Source organism: Pumilibacter intestinalis (genome assembly GCF_943193005.1).
Classification (GTDB): Bacteria; Bacillota; Clostridia; order Christensenellales; family Pumilibacteraceae; genus Pumilibacter; species Pumilibacter intestinalis.
Genome location: NZ_CALPCH010000001.1, coordinates 171,638 through 191,027 on the forward strand (window position 1 = coordinate 171,638; position 19,390 = coordinate 191,027).

Below are 19,390 nucleotides of genomic sequence, written 5' to 3' on the forward strand. Positions count from 1 at the left end.
TGGGCGTAAATGGCGATAGCAAAGATGAGCCGACTCCGCATTTTGGGGCTGAAGTCGGACAAAAACGCTATAATGAACGAGCTTATAGAAAGCGGAGCGTTCGAAGCTGTTCCTTCCGTGAGCGGAAAGGAAAATTTTGCCGACCGCTCGCATCTCGAAAAAGCGTTCGCTCGTCAAGCCAAAGTTGCGTTTGCGATAGAATTTCTGGATAAATGCGCAGACGAATACGAGAGTATGCGTTTCGCCGCCGCCAAAAAGGGCAACGCCGCGCTTGCGGAGTTTCCCGAAACGGAAATAAAAAAGAGCGGCGGGCGCAAAATAATAGGGTACGACGATTTTTACGACGTAGCCGCCAAAGAATACGAGCTCGGAGCGGTGTGCGACGAGCTGGAAAAATTGAGCTTCGCGCGGGTGGAATACAAATCCGCGATACAAAAAAGCAAAAACAAAGTTAAGGCGATAGAGCCGTATTCGGCGTTTCCGCTGAAGTTTTCGCAACTCGGCGACGGCGAGTCGGTTTCGGTCATGCTTGCGTTTCACCCCTCGGGCGCGGCGGTGAGTTTTGGCGACTATCCCGCGTTTACCGAAAAATATCCCTGCGCGAGCGGTTCGCTTACGGGCGTGATAGTACGGCTGTGCGATAAAGAAAAGGCGGTTGCCGCCCTTTCTTCGGCGGGTTACTCGCTTTGCGCTCTTACCGATAACTCCACCGCAGAGCAATTGCTCGGCAGTTACGGGGAGGAGATACGCGCCGCGGAAACGAAGAGCAAGGAAGCTCTCTTGCGTGCGCTCGGCTACCGCAAATATTATTCGGACTTGAAAATACTGTACGACGTTATAGGGCGCGATATAGAAAAGACTTCCGCTGAACTGGAGTTCTCGTCTACGCAAAGCACGTTCATAGCGGAAGGGTGGGTGCCCTCCGACGCCGCGGAGTCTGTGCTCGAAAGGATAAAGAGCAAAACGGAGCGCATAGTTGCGAGCGTGGAAAAGCCCGCGGATGGCGACTCGCCGCCCACTTTGATAGTGAGCAACAAAATAGTTAAGCCTTACGAAGACGTCACCAACATGTACAGCGTGCCCGCCTACAACGAGATAGACCCCAACCCGTTTATGGCCGTGTTCTTCTTCGTGTTCTTCGGCATAATGATAGGCGACGCGGGCTACGGCATTATATTAAGCATAGTCGCGGGGCTCGTTCTCAAATTCGTTAAGCTCGAAAAGGGTACGGCGCGACTCGTTGCGCTCGTTGCAATGGGCGGCGTGTCGGCAATAATATGGGGCGCGTTGTTCGGCGGATTGTTCTCAATTTCGGGCATACCGCACCTGTGGTTTAATCCCACCGAAGAGCCGCTTATGATGCTCGGCGTTTCCATAGTGCTCGGCGTGGTTCAGCTCCTCACGGGTTACGCGTTAAATTCCGCAAAAAAGTTCCGCGAGCACAAACCGCTCGACGCCATACTCGACAGCGCGTTTATATTCCTGCTGTTCGGCGGCTTGGCGTGCTTGGCTCTTTACATGTTGCTCAACCTATCAAAAACGGTTATGACGGTAGGTTTGGGGCTAATGATAGCTTCGCTCGCGGGAATACTGCTCACGGCGGGCAGACACAATAAAGGCGTGCTCTCCAAAATAATGGGCGGCTTCTCGGGGCTTTACGGGCTTGTAAACCTTTTGAGCGACGTGTTGAGCTACGCCCGACTGTTCGGACTGGGGCTTGCGAGCGGCGCGATAGGAATGGCGTTCAACACTCTCGGCTCTATGTTCTTCTCCATACCGATAGCGGGCTACGCGATAGGAATAATAATTCTCGTGCCGCTGCACGCCTTTAACCTCGGCATAGGAGTGCTCGGAGCTTACGTGCACAACGCAAGACTGCAGTTCCTCGAGTTTTACGGAAAGTTTTACGAGGGCGGCGGCAGACCGTTCAGCCCCATGGGCGAGAAAACCAAATACGTGCGCTTTTCGTAATTTTCACGTTGTTATCCCGTCATTACGAGGGCACTCGTGCCCGTGGCAATCTCAGCCGAGAGAAAGTTATCGTTACCGTAAGCTTTCTGTGCAAGAGATTGCCGCGGCGCCTACGGCTCCTCGCAATGACACGTAAAAAAATCATTACAAAAAAGAAAGGAGAAATATTAAAAATGACAATGGGTTTGTTTTGGGCGCTCTTGGGCGCGGCGGTAGCCGTAGTGTTTTCGGGAATAGGCTCGGCGATAGGCGTGGGGCGTGCGGGTCAGGCTTCGGCGGGACTCCTGAGCAAAGACCCCACAAAATTCGGCAGCGTGCTACTGCTGCAACTTTTGCCGGCAACGCAGGGACTTTACGGCTTTGTAATAGGCTTTATGGTGTTTATCCAAACGGGCGTGATGGGAAATCCCGCGCCGCTCGAGCTCGCGCACGGACTCTCATACTTTGCGCTGTGCCTGCCCATAGCTTTTGTGGGACTCGGCTCGGCTATAATGCAGGGCGCGGTTGCCGTGGGCGGCATAAACCTTGTGGGCAAGCAGGATAAGCAGATGGGACACGCAATGACCATGGCGGTGCTCGTTGAGATATTCGCCATATTCGCGTTTATTATATCGTTCCTCGGCGTTATGACGCTCTGACGGCTTATACTTCGCGTATCTAAGCCGTCGGCGTTAAAGGAAAGTTTTTATATAGGAGTACAACATGGACGGAAAAGAGGCAATAGTATCCGATATAGTGGAAAAGGCGAACCAAACCGCAGAAAATATCACTGCGGAGGCTCGTACGCGCCGCGACGAAACTATGGATAAACTCAAAGCCGAGCTTGCGCGTAAACGCGAGCAGGCTCTTACGAACGCCCGCAAGGACGCCGACGATATCGTGGCTCGCCGCCGCACGCTTTCCAATTTGGAGGCTCGCAAAACCGAGCTTGCGGCGAAACAGCGCGTTATAGACGCCGCGTTCGACGAAGCGGCTAAAAAGATGCTCAACATGACCGACCATATCTATCGCGAGTTTATAGCCAACCTCATGGAAAAATTCGGCGAAGACGGTGACAAAGTGATAGTAGCCGAGCGCGACGTTAAGCGTTTGCACCCCGAGTGGCTGGATAGCGTATGTAAAGAAACGGGCAAGAATTTTACGTTCTCCGACGAAACGCACGCGGGCAAAGGGGGCATAATACTCTCTGGAGTAAAGTGCGATAAAAATCTTACGTTTGAAACAATGCTCGACGCCGCTCGCGAAACCTCGCTTTCGGGCGTGGTAATGCGCATATTCAAAAATCGCTGAAATGGTAACGAGGATTTACGCAAACGCGGTCGCGCGGTATAACGAAGGAAAACTTTTGGACGGCGAAAAGCTCAATAGGTTGATAGACGCCGAGTTTTCCGACGCCGTGAAAATGCTGTGCGACTACGGCTACGGCGGCGGCACTGCGGACGAAAAGAGCTACGATATAGACGCGTTCATTTCGCGCGAAACGGCGGCTCTCATAGATTACGTTATTTCTTCCGCGCCCAACGAATACGTTGCGAGAGTCCTTATAAACGGCTTTTTGTACGGCAACGCAAAAGCGTATTACAAAGCGCGGGTAAGCGGCAAGGAAAACCCCGCCGCGGTTTTCGAAATGCAAGACGAGGAGATAAAGGCGGCTGTGTATAAAGGCGATTACGCGGCTTTGCCCGAGCCTATGGCGGACGCGCTCGAAAGGTTGGACTCGATGTTTACCGAGCAAAAGCCCAATCCCAAAACCATAGACATTATGTTGAGCAAGGCGAGATTTGCCGACTCGATAGAGTGCGCAAAAAAAGCCAAAGACAAATCCCTCGTTAAATACGCGGTGAGCGAAATAGATTTGGCAAACGTATTATCCGCTTTGAGAGCGCGTGCGCTCGGCATGAGCGAAGCGAGTTTTGCCGAACTTTTTATAGAGGGCGGCAAGCTCGATTACGACGAAGCTCTCGCGGTGTTCAAAGCCGACGACGCGGTAAAGGCGTTGCAAAACACCGAATACGATTTTATTGCGGATAACGCCGAAACTTTGAGTTTGCCGCATGCGGAAGCCAAAACGAGCGAATACCTCGCCGAGATTTGGGAGCGCAAAGCCGACGATATGCGTTCGCTTTCGCCGTTTGCGGGATATTTTTTGGCTCAAATGAGAGAATACAAAACGGTAAAGCTGATACTCGCGTGTCTTAAAAACGGGGCGCGTTCGGAAATATATCCGCGGCTTTACAAAGGAGCGTAACCGTGTCCGTAAACGGAAAGATAGCGGTAATAGGCGATAAAGACAGCGTGCTCGCGTTCAAAGCCGTGGGAGCGGATACTTTCGGGGCGCAGAGCATGTTCGAAACCAACGACCTGCTGCGAAGGCTCAAAGACGAATACGCGGTAATATTCATTACCGAAGATTTGGCGGCGCAAGTGGCGGAAACCATAAACAAGTTTAAGACTCGCGCATATCCCGCCGTGATACCCATACCCGGTTCGGCGGGCACGAACGGGTTCGGAATTAAGGGTATACGCCGCGACGTGGAAAAGGCGATAGGCGCGGACATCCTTTGAAAACAGGAGAACGACTCACAAATATGAAAGGTAAAATCGTAAAAGTTTCCGGTCCGCTTATAGTGGCGGAAAACATGCAGGACGTGAAGATGTACGACGTTGTGCGCGTGAGCGAACGGCGGCTTATAGGCGAGGTGATTGAGCTTCGCGGCGACCGCGCTTCTATTCAGGTTTACGAAGAAACGAGTATGCTCGGGCCGGGCGAAGAGGTGGTTTCCACCAACGCGCCGCTTTCGGTGGAGCTTGCGCCGGGGCTTATAGAAGGAATTTTCGACGGCATACAACGCCCATTGAACCAACTTGTGAAAAAGAGCGGCGACCGTATCGGCAGAGGTATAGGGGTAAGCGCGGTGAGCCACACCAAAAAGTGGAACTTTGTGCCCAAAGTAAAACCGGGCGACAAAGTGATTGCGGGCGATATAATAGGCACGGTGCGCGAAAACGAGGTGATTGAGCACCGCATAATGATACCGTTCGGCATGAGCGGCAAGATAACCGCCGTGTACGAGGGCGAGAAAACGGTAGACGATATAGTTGCCGCGCTCGAGGACTCGGAGGGAAATTCACATTTCGTTACCATGCTTCAAAAGTGGCCGGTGCGAAAGGGCAGACCGTATCGAGAAAAGACCTCGCCCGAAATGCCCATGATAACCGGTCAGCGCGTAATAGACACGCTGTTTCCCATAGCGAAGGGCGGAGTCGCCGCCGTGCCCGGTCCGTTCGGAAGCGGCAAAACGGTGGTGCAACATCAGCTCGCCAAGTGGGCGGACGCCGATATAATAGTATACGTGGGTTGCGGCGAGCGCGGCAACGAAATGACCGACGTTCTCAACGAGTTTCCGAATCTACTCGACCCCAAAACGGGTCAGCCGCTCATGAAGCGCACGGTGCTCATAGCAAACACTTCGGATATGCCCGTTGCGGCGCGTGAAGCGAGCATATACACGGGCATAACCATTGCCGAATATTTCCGCGATATGGGCTACAACGTGGCTATTATGGCGGACTCGACTTCGCGTTGGGCGGAAGCTCTGCGCGAAATGAGCGGGCGGCTCGAGGAAATGCCGGGCGAGGAAGGATATCCCGCATACCTCGGCAGTCGACTTGCCGAATTTTACGAACGCGCGGGTATTGTGAAACTGCTCGGGAGCGACGACCGCACGGGGTCCGTAACCGCGATAGGCGCGGTTTCTCCTCCGGGCGGCGATATGTCCGAACCGGTGAGTCAGGCAACGCTTCGCATAGTAAAAGTGTTTTGGGGACTCAGCGCGTCGCTTGCGTATAAAAGGCATTTCCCCGCGATAGATTGGCTTACGAGCTATTCTCTGTATTCCGACAGGCTTGCGGGTTGGTATGCGGACAACGTTGCGCCCGACTACAACACCTACCGCGCCGCGGCTATGCGAGTGCTGCAGGAGGAAGCTCAGCTTGACGAAATAGTTCGGCTCGTGGGCGTGGACGCGCTTTCGCCGCGCGACCGCCTGACTATGGAGGCGGCGAAATCCATACGCGAAGACTATTTGCACCAAAACGCGTTCCACGAAACCGACACTTACACCTCCATGACAAAGCAGTACAAAATGCTCAAGTTGATTATAGATTATTACCGTTTCGGTTTGGAGGCTCTCGAAAAATCGGCTTCATTGAATGATATTCTTTCTATAGCGGCGCGCGATAAGATAGGGCGCAGCAAGTACGTGCCCGAGAGCGAAATAGAAACGCTCGATAAGGTTTTCGCGGATATGAAAGTACAGCTCGGCGAACTGAAAGCCTCCGAAACTTTTTGATTTTTACGAGTAAGGAAACGACAAAATGCAAAAAGAATACCGTACCATAAAAGAAGTAGTAGGGCCTTTGATGCTCGTTGAAAACGTGGAGGGCGTTAAGTATAACGAACTCGTGGAAATCGAGCAGGCAGACGGCGAAGTTCGGCAAGGCAAAGTGCTCGAAATAAACCGCGACCGCGCTCTCGTGCAGTTGTTCGAAGCGAGTCAGGGTCTTAAAATATCCAGCGCCAAAGCGCGGTTTTTGGGCAAGAGTATCGAACTCAAAGTTTCGCCCGATATGCTCGGGCGCGTGTTCGACGGCATGGGGCACCCCAAAGACGGGGGTCCCGAGATAATTCCCGAGAAAAGCGTGGATATAAACGGCACGCCCATAAATCCCGCGGCTCGCGACTATCCCGACGAATTCATTCAAACGGGCGTGTCGGCTATAGACGGACTCAACACCCTCGTGCGCGGGCAAAAGCTCCCCGTGTTTTCGGCGAGCGGGTTGCCGCACGCGAACCTTGCGGCGCAGATAGCGCGGCAAGCCAAAGTGCTTAACGCCGACAGTAAGTTTGCCGTGGTGTTCGCGGCAATGGGCATAACGTACGAAGAGGCGGATTTCTTCATTTCGGATTTCCGCAAAACGGGCGCGATAGACCGCACGGTGCTGTTTATGAACCTTGCCAACGACCCCGCCATAGAACGCATCGCAACGCCGCGCATGGCTCTTTCAGCCGCCGAATATTTGGCGTTCGACCTCGGCATGCACGTGCTTGTTATAATGACCGATATTACCAACTACGCCGAGGCTATGCGCGAGGTGAGCGCGGCTCGTAAAGAGGTTCCGGGGCGGCGCGGCTATCCGGGATATTTGTACACCGACCTTGCCTCTATCTACGAACGCGCGGGCAAAATACGGGGCAAAGAAGGCTCTATAACGCAAATCCCCATACTCACCATGCCCGAAGAAGACAAAACGCACCCCATTCCCGACCTTACGGGATACATCACCGAGGGGCAAATAATATTATCTCGCGAGTTATACAAAAAGGGCTTTAATCCGCCAATCGACGTGCTTCCCAGCCTAAGCCGACTTAAAGATAAAGGTATAGGAAAGGGCAAGACTCGCGAGGACCACGCCGATACCATGAACCAGCTTTTTGCGGCGTATGCTCGCGGCAAAGAAGCCAAGGAACTGAGTTCTATACTCGGCGACGCCGCACTCACCGACGTGGACAAAAAGTATGCGAAATTTGCCGAAGAGTTCGAGCGCAAATATATTTCGCAGGGGTTCGACTGCAACCGCAGTATAGAGGAAACTCTCACCATCGGCTGGCAACTGCTTTCCATTCTGCCCGTTTCCGAACTCAAGCGCATTAAAGACGAATATATAGAAAAGTATCTCGGGAATTGATTAACCCGAAACTGTAAAGGAGCTATATGGCAAGACTTGCGGTAAATCCCACGCGAATGGAACTCAGGCGGCTCAAAACCCGACTCGCCACAGCCACGCGCGGGCACAAACTGTTAAAAGACAAATCCGACGAAATGATACGCCGTTTCATGGAACTCGTGCGGCTCAATAAGTCGTTGCGCGAAGAAATAGAAGGCGAGGTGAGCGACGCGCTTCGCAGTTTTATGCTCGCCCGCGCCGTATCCTCGAGCGAGGATATAGAGCAGGTGCTGTCTATGCCCAAAGTGGAGGTTAAGCTCGAAACGTACTCTAAAAACATAATGGGGGTGGACGTGCCCGATATGCGCGTTACAATGCCGCCCGCCGAAGATTTGTTGCCTTACGCGTTTGCGGGAACTCCGTCCGACCTCGACTCGGCGGTGATTAAAATATCCAAACTCACCGAGCGGCTTTTGCGACTCGCCGAGGTGGAAAAAACATGCAACATGCTTGCCGACGAAATAGAGAAAAACCGCAGGCGTGTTAACGCGCTCGAATACGTTATGATACCACGGCTCAACGAAACCATTAAATATATTTTGATGAAGCTCGACGAAAACGAGCGCGGCAATCTTACCCGACTTATGAAAGTTAAATCCATGATGAACGACCAACAGCTTTAACGCAAAAAGCGACTGTGCGCATACGCAGTCGCTTTTGTAATATTCGCTTATATCGTTTTTGCCGAAATTATCTCGACGATTTTTCTTCGGGGTGAGCCTTGCGCTCTTTGTAGTCCATGAGAGCTTTTGCGAGTTGGTCGGGGCAGGAGGTGCGCTCGCGGCAAATGATACCGCCGAGTTTTTCTATCAAATAGTCTATCTTTTGCCCTACGGCGAGTTTGGCTATGCCCTGAAGATTGCCGCTGCATCCGTTTATGAATTTAACGCTTGTGAGTACGTCGTTTTCGTCAACCTCGTAAATTATCTGGCGGCAGCAAGTTTTTTGCGTTCTGAAAGATTCCATTTTTCGTTTCTCCTGATTTTCTCTTTTTTAGTCTACAAGCTGCTCGTGTAGCGAGTAAAACACTTGAGCGGCCTTTTCTTCCCATTTGTTGTAAACGAGTTTGGCAATATGGCGGTTGGACACGTTGAGTTTTATTTCGAGCATAGTTTGCGCGGGGTCCATGATTTTGAGCTGTACGGTGTAACTGCCGTCGGCGTTTTTGTAGTAGTTGCGGAAATACTCCTGCTTGCGCCGAAAGCTCATGCGGTTTTCTTTTACATACTCCGTAATCTCGGCGCGGAGCGAGGAGGGGATACGGGTGTAAAAGTGCGATAAGCACATGCGACCGTCGGGCGTAATGCTGTAATAAACTTTGTTTTCGTGCACGGACTGATATATAAAGCCCGTTTCGAGCAGTTGCGCAACCGTTTCTTTGCATTCCATCCAAGATATCCAAGAATTGCTCATGGTGCACAAATTGAAAACCGTATCTTCCATTATGGGAAAATCCATTTTGTCGAAAACGAACAACATGATTAACTTGTTGATTGTCGTGTTACCCGACAGTTCCATGCTCTTTCCCTTTTATCTTCAGATAAAAAATCCGCTTAAGTTAAGACGCGGTTTATTTATTATAGCATATTCGCAAAAAAAAAACAACCGTTTTGCGCTTAAATATTTGCAAAGCGCACCGCTAAATGATATACTGTTTTCATGACAACCAAACGACTCGTTCGAATAAGTTATTTCACCATGCTCACCATAATAGGCGGGCTTATAAGCATACCCATACCGGGTGCGCCCATTAAACTTACATTTCAAACGCTGTTCGTAATTCTTTCGGGCATGATACTCGGCGGCAAAGACGGCGCGTTTGCCCAAATAGCTTATATGGCGATAGGACTTATTGGCTTGCCGATTTTTTCGGCGGGCGGCGGTTTCGACTACGTTTTGCGCCCGTCGTTCGGTTATATTTTGAGTTTTCCGCTCGCGGCTTTCGTTACGGGCGCGCTCATCTCCAAACAAAAAACGCTAAATCCCTTTAAGCTGTTTTTGTGCGCCTTTTGCGGCTGCCTTTGCAACTACGCAGTGGGGGTAAGCTATCAGGTGCTGATAGTGGCTTTTTATACGGGAAGCGGCATTATAGCCGCGCTCGGCGGGCTTGCAACCATTCCTCTCATGTTGCTTAAAGACGCGGTGCTCATATTCCTTGCCTGCCTGCTTTATCCGCGCATAATGACAATGATAGGAAAGCCCAACGAACAAATCGAGAAGAACGAGGAAACGGGAGTACAGCCTTAAAATCCGACAGTGCTTTTGGCGGCTAAGCCGATAGAACTTTTAATTGTTCGCGGCAATCCTCTGCGGGAGAACCCGTAACTCAAAATGTCATTGCGAGCGGCGTAGCGGGAGTTAAATACGACAACAAAACATACGTATATCGCAAAAACGCGCAAGGGGATATAATAGCACTACTTGACAGCTCGGGCGCGGTTGTGGTAAATACTGTCATAATAACAAAAAGCTCATTTCAACGAAACGAGCTTTTTTTGTGGTGTTCCCGCCGGGAGTCGAACCCGAAACTACGCCTTAGGAGGGCGTCGTTATATCCATTTAACTACGGAAACGCGATAAAGGTATTTTACTATATTTGCTTATCGTTTGTCAAGAGTTATGAAACGAGTGAATTGAGAATGGCGGGGATTTCCGAGTAGTCGTTTACCCATATTACGTTTATGCCTATGGATTGGAAATAGTTGTTTCGCACGTTGCGGTCTATGTCGGAGTATATTTTTATGAGGTCGTCGTTGCAAGAGTCGGCGGCGAAAGTTTTGTTTTTCATGAAAGCGAAATGCTTGGCGTTGTCTTTGTTTTTTACGGCTACGTCGAGCAGGCGGCGAAGATTGGGGTCGGTGAGGGAACAGCCTATAAACAAACAGGTGCTGCTCTTAAATGCGTTTAACTGCGCTATGTTGGACCAACAAAAGGAGTCGCGGTATATGCGGTGATAGTCCTCTTCCGAAAATACTATTTCCGAGCTCGAGTCGTAGGAGTCGTTCAGCTCTTTGGACAGGTAGCCGTGCACGTGATAAATATTGAGGTCGCTGTTGCTCGGCTCGTCCTGTTCGCGATAAACCACGTTGTGAGCGAGCTTGCCGAACTGCTGTTCGAGCAGGTTGTCGAAATTATATGTTATAATGCTTTTCACGCCCATGTGATGGCGACGCGGCGTGCTCACGTTTGCTATGGCGGAGAGAGCATGTTGTTTATGAGTTCGTTCCAAAGCGGCACGCCCGCGCTCATGGATACTCCCGCGCCCAAACACAAAGTGACGTCTTCTGCGTCGTATGCCTTTTTCAAAGCCGCAAGCAATTTCGCTTTGGTTGCGGCTTCTTCCGCGGGCGTGGGCAGATTGCGTATCGCGTCTTCGAGCAACGCTTTTTTGGGGTTTTCGAGATAGGGAGAGGAGTCGTTTTCCGTCCGTTCGAGTAAGTCGTCGTAATCCCAAATTTTTACAATTCTATTTCTTTCGGAGTTGTCTATGCTTGCCGCTATGTTTTGTTTTTGCGCTTCCGACAAACTGTCAGACACTTACCAAATCTTTGTTTTGATTTTTCGCATACTTGAAGAGGACGGAGAGCGCAAACTTTTCAAACGCCTTGCCGCTCTCCAAATTTGTAAGCTCGGGGCTTTCGCGAGCTTTGAAACGCTCTTTTCGCACCTGCCGTTTTATTTCGAACACGTCTGTTTTGTCTATTTTGTTTGTATCGAAATTTTCGGCAAAACTCCAAACGTGCGGCTTGGGCGATACTATAATTCCCGCCTTTTTCAAGTAGTTGCGAGTCCAAGTAAGTCTGTATTCCACCTCGGTGAGCTTGGACGCCGCCGAGTGCATGGCTCGGCATATCTCTTCGGATAATCCCATTACCTGCTCGGTCTTGCGGTTAAGCTCTTTAACGGTTGCCGTTCCGCCCAAATCCTTTTGTATTATTTTGTCAAGCATTATATGCGCTAAATATGATATGCTTGTATAAATATTCATGCAATTGCATAAATATACGAAAAAAGTATGTTGCGGCAAATCGAGACGAAAAACCGACCGAAAAAATGCATAAATATGTAGCGCAAAATGCTTGAAAAAAAGTGCGGCGGTATGTTACAATGATATAGTTGTGCAACGGCAGGCTGTTGCACGCTTACTACTAAGACGACTGCAAGGAGGAACGCAATGCACGATTACAGCGCAGGCGATATCAGGGTACTCGAGGGGTTGGACGCGGTAAGACTGCGCCCCGGCATGTATATCGGTACTACCGGTATCAAGGGCTTGCATCATATACTTTGGGAAATAGTGGACAACTCCATGGACGAGGTTGCCAACGGGTTCGGCGATACCATAACGGTTACGCTTTACACCGACGGCAGCGCGAGCGTGGAAGACAACGGGCGCGGCATACCCGTAGACGTTCATCCCACGCTGGGTGTTTCGGGCGTGGAGGTTGTGTTTACTCAGCTTCATGCCGGCGGCAAGTTCGATAACGAAAACTACGCGCACAGCGGCGGCTTGCACGGCGTGGGCGCGTCGGTTACAAACGCGCTCAGCGAGTGGGTTACCGTAGAGGTTTACAAGAACGGCAAGACCTACCGCATGGAATTCGAATCCAAAGAGGTTAACGGCGAGGTTAAGGGCGGCATACCCAAGTATCATTTGTTCGATACGGGCGTAGCAACCGAAAAGCGCGGCTCGTTCGTGAGATTTTTGCCCGATAAGCGCATATTCGAGTCCACTCATTTTCAGATAGAAACCATATCGCGCCGACTCAAAGAGCTTGCGTTTCTTAATAAAGGCGCGCGCATAATTCTTATTGACGAGCGCGTTCCCATGGGCAACACCGTGCTCAAGCGCGAATACTGCTACGAGGGCGGACTCAACGATTTCGTAAAGTATTTGAACGAAACCAAGATACCCGCTTTCGAAGAGCCTATTTTCCTGTCGGGCACGAAAGACAACATCGATATGGAGCTGTCTTTTCAGTATACCGACGCGTACACCGAAAATATTTTCTCGTATGTAAACAACATACCCACAACCGAGGGCGGCACGCACGAAACGGGATTTAAGGCGGCGCTCACAAAGGTAATGAACGACCTTGCCCGCAAGACGGGAACTCTCAAGGAAAAGGACGCCAATCTTTTGGGCGACGATTACCGCGAGGGACTCACCGCCGTGCTTTCGATTAAGATGCAGAACGTGCAGTTCGAGGGGCAGACCAAAACCAAGCTCGGCAATCCCGAGGCGCGGATAGCGATAGAATATCTCGTTAACCAAACGCTTTCGGAATTTTTCGAGAAGGACACTAAGGGACTTGCGGATATCATATTGAAAAAAGCCGTGCTTGCGGCTAAAGTTCGCGAGGCGGCTCGTAAAGAAAAGGAAATTACCCGCGCCAAAAACAGCCTTGACAACAACTTTAACCTTGTGGGCAAGCTGTCGAGCTGCACAGGCAAAAAGCCCGAAAACAACGAACTTTTCATAGTGGAGGGCGACAGCGCGGGCGGCACGGCGAAACAGGCGAGAAACCGCAGTTTTCAGGCGATACTGCCGCTTCGCGGAAAGCCGCTAAACGCCGAGAAAAAGCGCATAGACCAAGTGCTTGCCAACGAGGAAATCCGCACCATAATATCCGCGCTCGGGAGCGGCATAGGCGAAGATTTCAACGTGGATAATCTCAATTACCACAAAGTAATAATTCTTTCCGACGCCGACCAAGACGGAGCGCACATAAGGGCGATACTTTTAACTTTCTTCTTCCGCTACATGAAAGACCTCATAAACGAAGGGCACGTATATATAGGGTTGCCGCCTTTGTACCGCATTTCCAAAAAGGACACCGTGGAATACGTGTACGACGACGTGGCTCTCGAGGACGCGAAGAAGCGTTTCGGCAAGGGCGCGGGGCTTCAGCGTTACAAAGGTTTGGGCGAGATGAGTGCGGAACAGCTTTGGGAAACCACCATGGACCCCAACCGTCGCACGCTCGTGCAGGTTACCATAGAGGACGCGGCAACCGCCGAAATGCTGGTATCTACGCTTATGGGCGACGCCATAGATTTGCGGCGCAGATACATCATACAAAACGCGAATTTCAACAAAGAAGACAATTTCAAAGTTCAGGAGGCTAAGTAGGAGGGCGTATGGCGGAACAAAAGACACCGAGCATTATAGCAAAAACCATGGAAGACGTCATGCACGAGTCCATGATGCCTTACTCCGAATTCGTTATTCTCGACCGCGCGTTGCCGCGTGTGGAGGACGGCTTGAAACCCGTGCAAAGGCGCATACTCTACAGCATGTCCGAACTCGGAATTACCCCCGATAAACCGTACCGCAAGTCGGCTCGTATCGTGGGCGATTGCATGGGTAAATTCCACCCGCACGGCGACAGCTCCATATACGGCGCAATGGTGAGAATGGCTCAGCCGTTCAGCATGGGCGCGTGCCTTGTGGACGGTCACGGCAATTTCGGAAGCGTAGACGGCGACAGTCCCGCGGCGATGCGTTACACCGAGGCGCGACTCACTCCGCTCGCGCTCGAACTGCTCAGAGATATAGACAAAAACACCGTTAAGTGGAGTTGCAACTTCGACGACACGCTAATGGAGCCGGATATGCTCCCCGGCAGGTTTCCCAACCTGTTGGTAAACGGTGCGAGCGGCATAGCTGTAGGCTTATCCACGAATATCCCGCCGCACAACCTAATGGAGAGCATAGACGGCGTGATTGCCTATATAGACAATCCGCGCATTAAGCTCTCCGACATGATGAAGATTATCAAAGGTCCGGACTTTCCAACGGGCGGTTTCGTGATAGGCGGCGAAGAACTCGTAAAGGCTTACGAAACGGGCAAGGGCAAAGTTATAATGCGCGCCAAACTTCACATAGAGAACGGCGACAACGACAAAAAGCTCATAGTTATAGACGAGCTTCCGTATCAGGTTAACAAGGCGCAACTGCTCGAGAGCATACTCAAGGCTCGCGAGGAAAAGAAGGGAGTGCTCACGGGCATTACCGAAATTACCGACGAAAGCGACCGCGGCGGCATGCGAGCCGTGATAAAGGTGAAGCGCGACAACGACCCCAAACCCATTATAGACGCGCTCATGAAATACACCAATCTTTCCACGTCGTTTGCCATAAACATGGTGGCAATCGCCGACGGCAAGCCCCAGCAGATGGGACTGCTCGATATCATAGCCTACTATGTGAATTATCAGCGCGAAGTGGTGTTGCGCAGAACCCGTTACGAGCTTGACGCCGCAAAAGAGCGCGAGCACATTTTGGAAGGGCTTGTGATAGCCGTTCGCAACATAGACGAGGTTATAAAGATAATAAAGGCTTCGGCGTCTACGAGCGAGGCGAGGGAGAACTTGAGAAAGCGTTTCGACTTGAGCGAACGTCAGGCTCAGGCAATACTCGATTTGCGCCTTGCCCGTCTTACTCATTTAGAGGTTTACAAGCTCGAAAAAGAACTTGCCGACGTTCGCGCTCTCATAACAAGGCTTACGGCGATAGTTGCGAGCCGAAAATTGCAAATGGACCTCGTAAAAGCCGAACTCGCGCAGATACGCAAGGCGTACCGCGAAAACCGCAAGTCGGTTATGCTCAAGGCGACGGCGGATTACGTTGTGCCCAGCGAAGACGACGAAAAGCCCGTTGAGGATTATATAATCGCCGTTAACGCTAACAACAATATCAAGCGCATGTTTGTGAAGAATTTCACAATGGCAACCAAAGACTTTACCGAAAATTCGTCGCGTAACGAGATATGCTCGGCTATAGTAAAGGCAAACAGCCTCGAGAGGGTGTATTGCTTTACCAACCTCGGCAACTGCTACAAGCTCGACTCCGAGTCTATACCCGAAGGCAAGTGGCGCGAAAAGGGCGTACCGCTCAAAAAGGTTGTGCCCGAAGCTCTCGACGGCGAGCGCATTGTGTTTATGCAGACGGTTGCCGACAATCTTCCCAAAGGAAACCTGCTGTTCTATACTCGCGCGGGCATGGTTAAGCGCAGCGAGTGGAAGGAGTACGGCGTGGTTAAGAGCGCGTTTGCCGCAATCAAACTCAAAGAGGGCGACGAGGTAATCGCCATAGAGCACGAACGCAAAAACTGCACTCTCATGTTCGTAACAAAGAGCGGCATGTGTCTTAACGCCGATATGAGCGATATTCCCGTTCAGGGCAGAATTGCCGCCGGCGTAAAGGGTATTCAGCTCTCCGACGGCGACGACTGCCTGTTTATAGGTCAGATAAACGGCGACGGCGAGGTGGTGCTCGTATCCGACCGCGGATACTCCAAGCGCGTGCTCGTATCGCAGATAGACGTAATGGCGCGTTACCGCAAAGGCGTTAAGATAGTTGATTTCAACAAGAAAGACAACGGAACGTCGCTCGCGTTCGTGTCGTACGTTACCGAGCCGTACAAAATAGTGCTCGTATTCGAAGACGATTATCTTTCGAGCTATTCTACCGAAGCTCTCAGCATAGAGAACCGCACTCACAGCGGCAGACCCATAATAAAGGGGCGCGCACGCATTAAAGAGGGGCTTATATACAACGACAAGGTAACAAACTAAATTTTACGGCAACGTATAGCGGCACATCTGCGCACTACGTGCTTGTGCCCACGTGGTCACGTACCTCAAAGTACGCTCCCGTGCGGGCACTGCGCCTGTTGTGCGCATCTGCACCGCTCTACGCCGCCTTTACGGCGGTATCCGTGCGTGTGCGCACACAGCTGTGCCAATCCGCAACCCTTCTTCGCCGCCTTTGCGGAACACCCCTGTCATTGCGAGCGAGCAACGCGAGCGCGGCAATCCCCTGCATGAGGAACTTTGTCTACCGTGTCCTCAGCCGAGCGCACGCAGTGCGCGAACGCCACGAGCGCAGCGAGTATTGCGAGGCATGAAATGCCGAAGCAATCCCCTGCATGGAACAGGTACAGTCACTAATGCCTTCTCGCGGTTGAGATTGCCGCGGGTGCAAGCACCCTCGCAATGACATTATGCCGCGAGTCTCCGGAAAAAGGAATTATATGTTCAAAATTTGGGCGAAAACAATAAAGAGTCATAAAATAACGCAAAGTTATATTTACCATAGCGCGGATAAATTCGACAGCGAAGAATTTTTGCAGTATCTTACCGAAATTTGTCACGATATGGATATTCCTACGCCCGTGATACTTAAGAGTCATATCCGCAATTACAATTTGTTCAATATCGCAAAATTCCGCAAAGAGGATTTCGTGGAAAGCGTACCTTTCGACCTTTTGCAACTCGAAAACGCGGGCGACTGATTTTTACGTATATTTCGCATTGAATTTTCATATATTTAACCGACACCATAAAACTCGGAGATAAATATGAAAACAAAGCGAATTTGTAAATTTATGGCAATACTGTTTGCCTTGGCGGCGGTAGCGGGCTGTTTTGCGGCGTGTTCCGAACAGGGCGACGAGCCGCGCAGTTCGTATACGATTACCGCGCAGGTGGACGCTCGGCAGATGTCGGTATCGGCACTGTGCGAAATAGAATACGTAAACCGCACCGAGGTGGAACTTACCGAAGTGTGGTTTCACCTTTATCCCGCGGCGTACCGCGACGGAGCGCGTTACACGCCCGTGAGCGCGGCGGAGGTGGAAGGAGCGTATCCGCACGGCGTTTCTTACGGCGGCATAGAAATAAACGGGGTAACGGGCGGCGAGTACGAAATAGGCGGACTCGACGAAGACATACTTATAGTTAAGTTGCCCGAGTCCATTATGCCCACCGAAAGCGTGCGCATTACGGTGGACTACAAGTTGAAATTGCCCAACATGCGCCACCGTTTCGGATATTGCGACGACAAAATAAATCTCGGCAATTGGTTTCCCATAGAGTGCGCGTACGAGGGCGGTTTTGCGAGCGCGCCGTACTACTCGAACGGCGACCCGTTCAATCTTCCGGTTTGCGATTATAACGTAACGATAATCGCGCCCAAAGAATATACCGTGGCAATGCCCGGCGAGTCGTCGCGCACCGAAGAGCAAGAGCAGGGCACGGCTCGCACCGTGTGCAAACTCGATAACGCGCGGGATTTCGCCGCAGTTCTCGGAAAATTCCAAACCGCAACGGCGAACGCGAACGGCGTGGAGGTAACCTATTACTACACGTTCGACGACAAAGCCGAAGAACATCTCAAAGCGGCTTGCGACGCGTTGAATTATTTTTCGGGCGCGTTCGGAGCGTATCCCTATAAAACTTACAGCGTGGTGCAAACGCCTTTCAATCAGGGCGGAATGGAATACACCGGACTCGTATACATATCCGACGCGGCTCGCGACAAGATGATTACCGAGGTAATCGTGCACGAAACGGCGCATCAGTGGTGGTACGGCATAGTGGGCAACGACCAAGTGGCGGACGCCTGGCTTGACGAGGCTCTCGCCGAATATTCCACCTCGCTGTTTTACAAAAACCACGCGGACTACGGCGTAAAGTACGAGGACCGCATAGCCGACGCGATGGGCGGGTTCTCGCTGTACTGCGAGCTTAGCAAGTGCTCCGACACCTCCATGAACAGGTCGCTCGCCGATTTTGCCAACGCTTCGGAATACACGTACATGACCTACGTTAAAGGTCAGCTCATGTACGACACGCTACTGCACATGCTCGGCGAAAAAACGCTTGTAGGCGGACTCGAAAATTACGTGTCCAAATGCGGATTTACCACCGCCAAGCCAGATAATCTCATAGCTTGTTTGGAAGAAACCTCGGGGCGTAACTTAAAGTCGCTCATGACGAGCTATATAGACGGAACAGCCAAACTTTACAGCATAGGCGGCTGACGGGAGGGAGTAAAGCGTGTTTATCTTACTGAAAAGACGTAATATATTGATAGGACTGCTCGTAGTCGCGCTTACGGTGGGAGTGTGCTTTGCCGTAACCGCTACGGCAACGAGCGCGTACTCCGTGCCCAAAATCGGCAAAACCATAGTGATAGACGCAGGGCACGGCGGGGCGGACGGCGGCGTGGTGGGAGTTACCACCTCGGTTAAAGAAAGCGATATAAATCTTTCTGTGGCGCGTTCGCTTAAGCACTTTCTCAAAACCAAAGGTTACGACGTTATCATGACCCGCACCACCACCGACGGTCTTTACGGCATGACCACCAAAAACAAAAAGCTCAAAGACATGCAGGAGCGCAAAAAGATAATAGAAAAGGCGAACGCCGATTTGGTGGTGTCGGTGCACTGCAATTCTTATCCGAGAGCGGACCAAACGGGCGCGCAGGTGTTTTACGCGCCGGGCAGCGAGGACGGAAAGCAAAAAGCCGAAGCCATGCAAAGCGTGCTGTGCAATTCTCTCGGTTCGCGCCGCAACGCAATGAGCGGAGATTATTTCATTTTGCAGTGCTCGAAAACTCCGTCCCTTCTCGTAGAGTGCGGTTTTCTCACTACTCCGTCCGAAGAAAAGCAACTGGTTACGGCGTCTTATCAGGAAAAAGTGGCTTACGCCATATTTACGGGCATTCACACCATACTCGAGGGGTAGTCGGCTCGAAAAATAGGTGGAAATTTTTGAAAATTTGTATAAAAGGCTTGCAATAATATACGTTTTGTGGTATAATAACTGCGATATTTATCGGTGC

General features: G+C 51.3%; 19 protein-coding genes and 1 tRNA gene. 14 read left to right on the top strand and 6 right to left on the bottom strand.

Translation table 11 applies throughout. From position 1 onward, the window contains the following. Positions 1–9 precede the first annotated feature (9 nt). The 8 genes from NFR55_RS00830 to NFR55_RS00865 all read left to right on the top strand — a co-directional run bounded on the left by NFR55_RS00830 (position 10) and on the right by NFR55_RS00865 (position 8,381). Positions 10–1,971, top strand: coding sequence for a V-type ATP synthase subunit I (locus NFR55_RS00830; protein ID WP_251545244.1), 1,962 nt, complete (start codon positions 10–12; stop codon positions 1,969–1,971). Between the two features lie 173 nt (positions 1,972–2,144). After that, entirely contained in the window at positions 2,145–2,609 is a 465-nt protein-coding gene (locus NFR55_RS00835; protein WP_251545245.1) for a V-type ATP synthase subunit K, read from the top strand. 64 nt (positions 2,610–2,673) lie between these two features. After that, on the top strand, positions 2,674–3,261 hold the full coding sequence (locus NFR55_RS00840) for a V-type ATP synthase subunit E (protein WP_251545246.1): 588 nt from the start codon (positions 2,674–2,676) through the stop codon (positions 3,259–3,261). A gap of 1 nt (position 3,262) precedes the next feature. After that, positions 3,263–4,219, top strand: coding sequence for a V0D/AC39 family V-type ATPase subunit (locus tag NFR55_RS00845; protein WP_251545247.1), 957 nt, complete (start codon positions 3,263–3,265; stop codon positions 4,217–4,219). Positions 4,220–4,221: 2 nt separating this feature from the next. Beyond that, positions 4,222–4,536 (top strand): V-type ATP synthase subunit F, encoded by a 315-nt coding sequence (locus NFR55_RS00850; RefSeq protein WP_251545248.1) that lies wholly within the window; start codon positions 4,222–4,224, stop codon positions 4,534–4,536. A gap of 23 nt (positions 4,537–4,559) precedes the next feature. Continuing rightward, the gene (locus NFR55_RS00855) at positions 4,560–6,323 is read left to right on the top strand and encodes a V-type ATP synthase subunit A (RefSeq protein ID WP_251545249.1); all 1,764 of its coding nucleotides are present in this window, start codon (positions 4,560–4,562) and stop codon (positions 6,321–6,323) included. 25 nt (positions 6,324–6,348) lie between these two features. After that, positions 6,349–7,719: a V-type ATP synthase subunit B gene (locus NFR55_RS00860; protein WP_251545250.1), complete on the top strand. Its 1,371-nt coding sequence runs from the start codon at positions 6,349–6,351 to the stop codon at positions 7,717–7,719. A 26-nt stretch (positions 7,720–7,745) separates the two neighbouring features. Continuing rightward, a complete protein-coding gene (locus NFR55_RS00865) occupies positions 7,746–8,381 on the top strand; it encodes a V-type ATP synthase subunit D (RefSeq protein WP_251545251.1) in 636 nt (211 codons plus the stop codon). Between the two features lie 67 nt (positions 8,382–8,448). Here the strand turns inward: NFR55_RS00865 and NFR55_RS00870 are convergent, their stop codons facing one another. Continuing rightward, positions 8,449–8,724, bottom strand: a complete 276-nt coding sequence (locus NFR55_RS00870; RefSeq protein ID WP_251545252.1) for a TIGR03905 family TSCPD domain-containing protein — start codon at positions 8,722–8,724, stop codon at positions 8,449–8,451. 27 nt (positions 8,725–8,751) lie between these two features. Further along, positions 8,752–9,276 carry a DUF4364 family protein gene (locus NFR55_RS00875; RefSeq protein ID WP_251545253.1) on the bottom strand — a complete coding sequence of 175 codons (525 nt, stop codon included), beginning with the start codon at positions 9,274–9,276 and terminating at the stop codon, positions 8,752–8,754. A 141-nt stretch (positions 9,277–9,417) separates the two neighbouring features. Between NFR55_RS00875 and NFR55_RS00880 the strand changes: the two genes are divergently transcribed. After that, positions 9,418–10,005: a biotin transporter BioY gene (locus tag NFR55_RS00880; protein WP_251545254.1), complete on the top strand. Its 588-nt coding sequence runs from the start codon at positions 9,418–9,420 to the stop codon at positions 10,003–10,005. A 251-nt stretch (positions 10,006–10,256) separates the two neighbouring features. Here the strand turns inward: NFR55_RS00880 and NFR55_RS00885 are convergent. The 4 genes from NFR55_RS00885 to NFR55_RS00900 all read right to left on the bottom strand — a co-directional run bounded on the left by NFR55_RS00885 (position 10,257) and on the right by NFR55_RS00900 (position 11,707). Beyond that, positions 10,257–10,331: transfer RNA gene (locus tag NFR55_RS00885), tRNA-Arg, on the bottom strand. A 44-nt stretch (positions 10,332–10,375) separates the two neighbouring features. Further along, a complete protein-coding gene (locus NFR55_RS00890) occupies positions 10,376–10,912 on the bottom strand; it encodes an SIR2 family protein (RefSeq protein ID WP_251545255.1) in 537 nt (178 codons plus the stop codon). Between the two features lie 35 nt (positions 10,913–10,947). Further along, positions 10,948–11,295 (bottom strand): hypothetical protein, encoded by a 348-nt coding sequence (locus tag NFR55_RS00895; RefSeq protein ID WP_251545256.1) that lies wholly within the window; start codon positions 11,293–11,295, stop codon positions 10,948–10,950. After that, a complete protein-coding gene (locus NFR55_RS00900) occupies positions 11,288–11,707 on the bottom strand; it encodes a winged helix-turn-helix domain-containing protein (protein WP_251545257.1) in 420 nt (139 codons plus the stop codon). The genes NFR55_RS00895 and NFR55_RS00900 overlap by 8 nt, the downstream gene beginning before the upstream one ends. A 225-nt stretch (positions 11,708–11,932) precedes the next feature. Between NFR55_RS00900 and NFR55_RS00905 the strand changes: the two genes are divergently transcribed. From NFR55_RS00905 to NFR55_RS00925, 5 genes are all read left to right on the top strand, one after another. Next, positions 11,933–13,891 (top strand): DNA gyrase/topoisomerase IV subunit B, encoded by a 1,959-nt coding sequence (locus tag NFR55_RS00905; RefSeq protein WP_251545258.1) that lies wholly within the window; start codon positions 11,933–11,935, stop codon positions 13,889–13,891. 8 nt (positions 13,892–13,899) lie between these two features. Further along, positions 13,900–16,338 carry a DNA gyrase/topoisomerase IV subunit A gene (locus tag NFR55_RS00910; protein WP_251545259.1) on the top strand — a complete coding sequence of 813 codons (2,439 nt, stop codon included), beginning with the start codon at positions 13,900–13,902 and terminating at the stop codon, positions 16,336–16,338. 458 nt (positions 16,339–16,796) lie between these two features. Continuing rightward, positions 16,797–17,057, top strand: a complete 261-nt coding sequence (locus NFR55_RS00915; RefSeq protein ID WP_251545260.1) for a hypothetical protein — start codon at positions 16,797–16,799, stop codon at positions 17,055–17,057. 66 nt (positions 17,058–17,123) lie between these two features. Then, the gene (locus NFR55_RS00920; protein WP_251545261.1) at positions 17,124–18,587 is read left to right on the top strand and encodes a M1 family metallopeptidase; all 1,464 of its coding nucleotides are present in this window, start codon (positions 17,124–17,126) and stop codon (positions 18,585–18,587) included. Positions 18,588–18,603: 16 nt separating this feature from the next. Continuing rightward, positions 18,604–19,293, top strand: coding sequence for an N-acetylmuramoyl-L-alanine amidase (locus NFR55_RS00925; protein WP_251545262.1), 690 nt, complete (start codon positions 18,604–18,606; stop codon positions 19,291–19,293). The last annotated feature ends 97 nt before the right edge of the window (positions 19,294–19,390 follow it).

Coding starts and splice junctions, on each gene's coding strand:
- NFR55_RS00830 (WP_251545244.1), top strand. CDS start 10: ATGGCGATAGCAAAGATGAGCCGACTCCGCATTTTGGGGCTGAAGTCG.
- NFR55_RS00835 (WP_251545245.1), top strand. CDS start 2,145: ATGACAATGGGTTTGTTTTGGGCGCTCTTGGGCGCGGCGGTAGCCGTA.
- NFR55_RS00840 (WP_251545246.1), top strand. CDS start 2,674: ATGGACGGAAAAGAGGCAATAGTATCCGATATAGTGGAAAAGGCGAAC.
- NFR55_RS00845 (WP_251545247.1), top strand. CDS start 3,263: ATGGTAACGAGGATTTACGCAAACGCGGTCGCGCGGTATAACGAAGGA.
- NFR55_RS00855 (WP_251545249.1), top strand. CDS start 4,560: ATGAAAGGTAAAATCGTAAAAGTTTCCGGTCCGCTTATAGTGGCGGAA.
- NFR55_RS00860 (WP_251545250.1), top strand. CDS start 6,349: ATGCAAAAAGAATACCGTACCATAAAAGAAGTAGTAGGGCCTTTGATG.
- NFR55_RS00865 (WP_251545251.1), top strand. CDS start 7,746: ATGGCAAGACTTGCGGTAAATCCCACGCGAATGGAACTCAGGCGGCTC.
- NFR55_RS00870 (WP_251545252.1), bottom strand. CDS start 8,724: ATGGAATCTTTCAGAACGCAAAAAACTTGCTGCCGCCAGATAATTTAC.
- NFR55_RS00875 (WP_251545253.1), bottom strand. CDS start 9,276: ATGGAACTGTCGGGTAACACGACAATCAACAAGTTAATCATGTTGTTC.
- NFR55_RS00880 (WP_251545254.1), top strand. CDS start 9,418: ATGACAACCAAACGACTCGTTCGAATAAGTTATTTCACCATGCTCACC.
- NFR55_RS00900 (WP_251545257.1), bottom strand. CDS start 11,707: ATGCTTGACAAAATAATACAAAAGGATTTGGGCGGAACGGCAACCGTT.
- NFR55_RS00905 (WP_251545258.1), top strand. CDS start 11,933: ATGCACGATTACAGCGCAGGCGATATCAGGGTACTCGAGGGGTTGGAC.
- NFR55_RS00910 (WP_251545259.1), top strand. CDS start 13,900: ATGGCGGAACAAAAGACACCGAGCATTATAGCAAAAACCATGGAAGAC.
- NFR55_RS00915 (WP_251545260.1), top strand. CDS start 16,797: ATGTTCAAAATTTGGGCGAAAACAATAAAGAGTCATAAAATAACGCAA.
- NFR55_RS00920 (WP_251545261.1), top strand. CDS start 17,124: ATGAAAACAAAGCGAATTTGTAAATTTATGGCAATACTGTTTGCCTTG.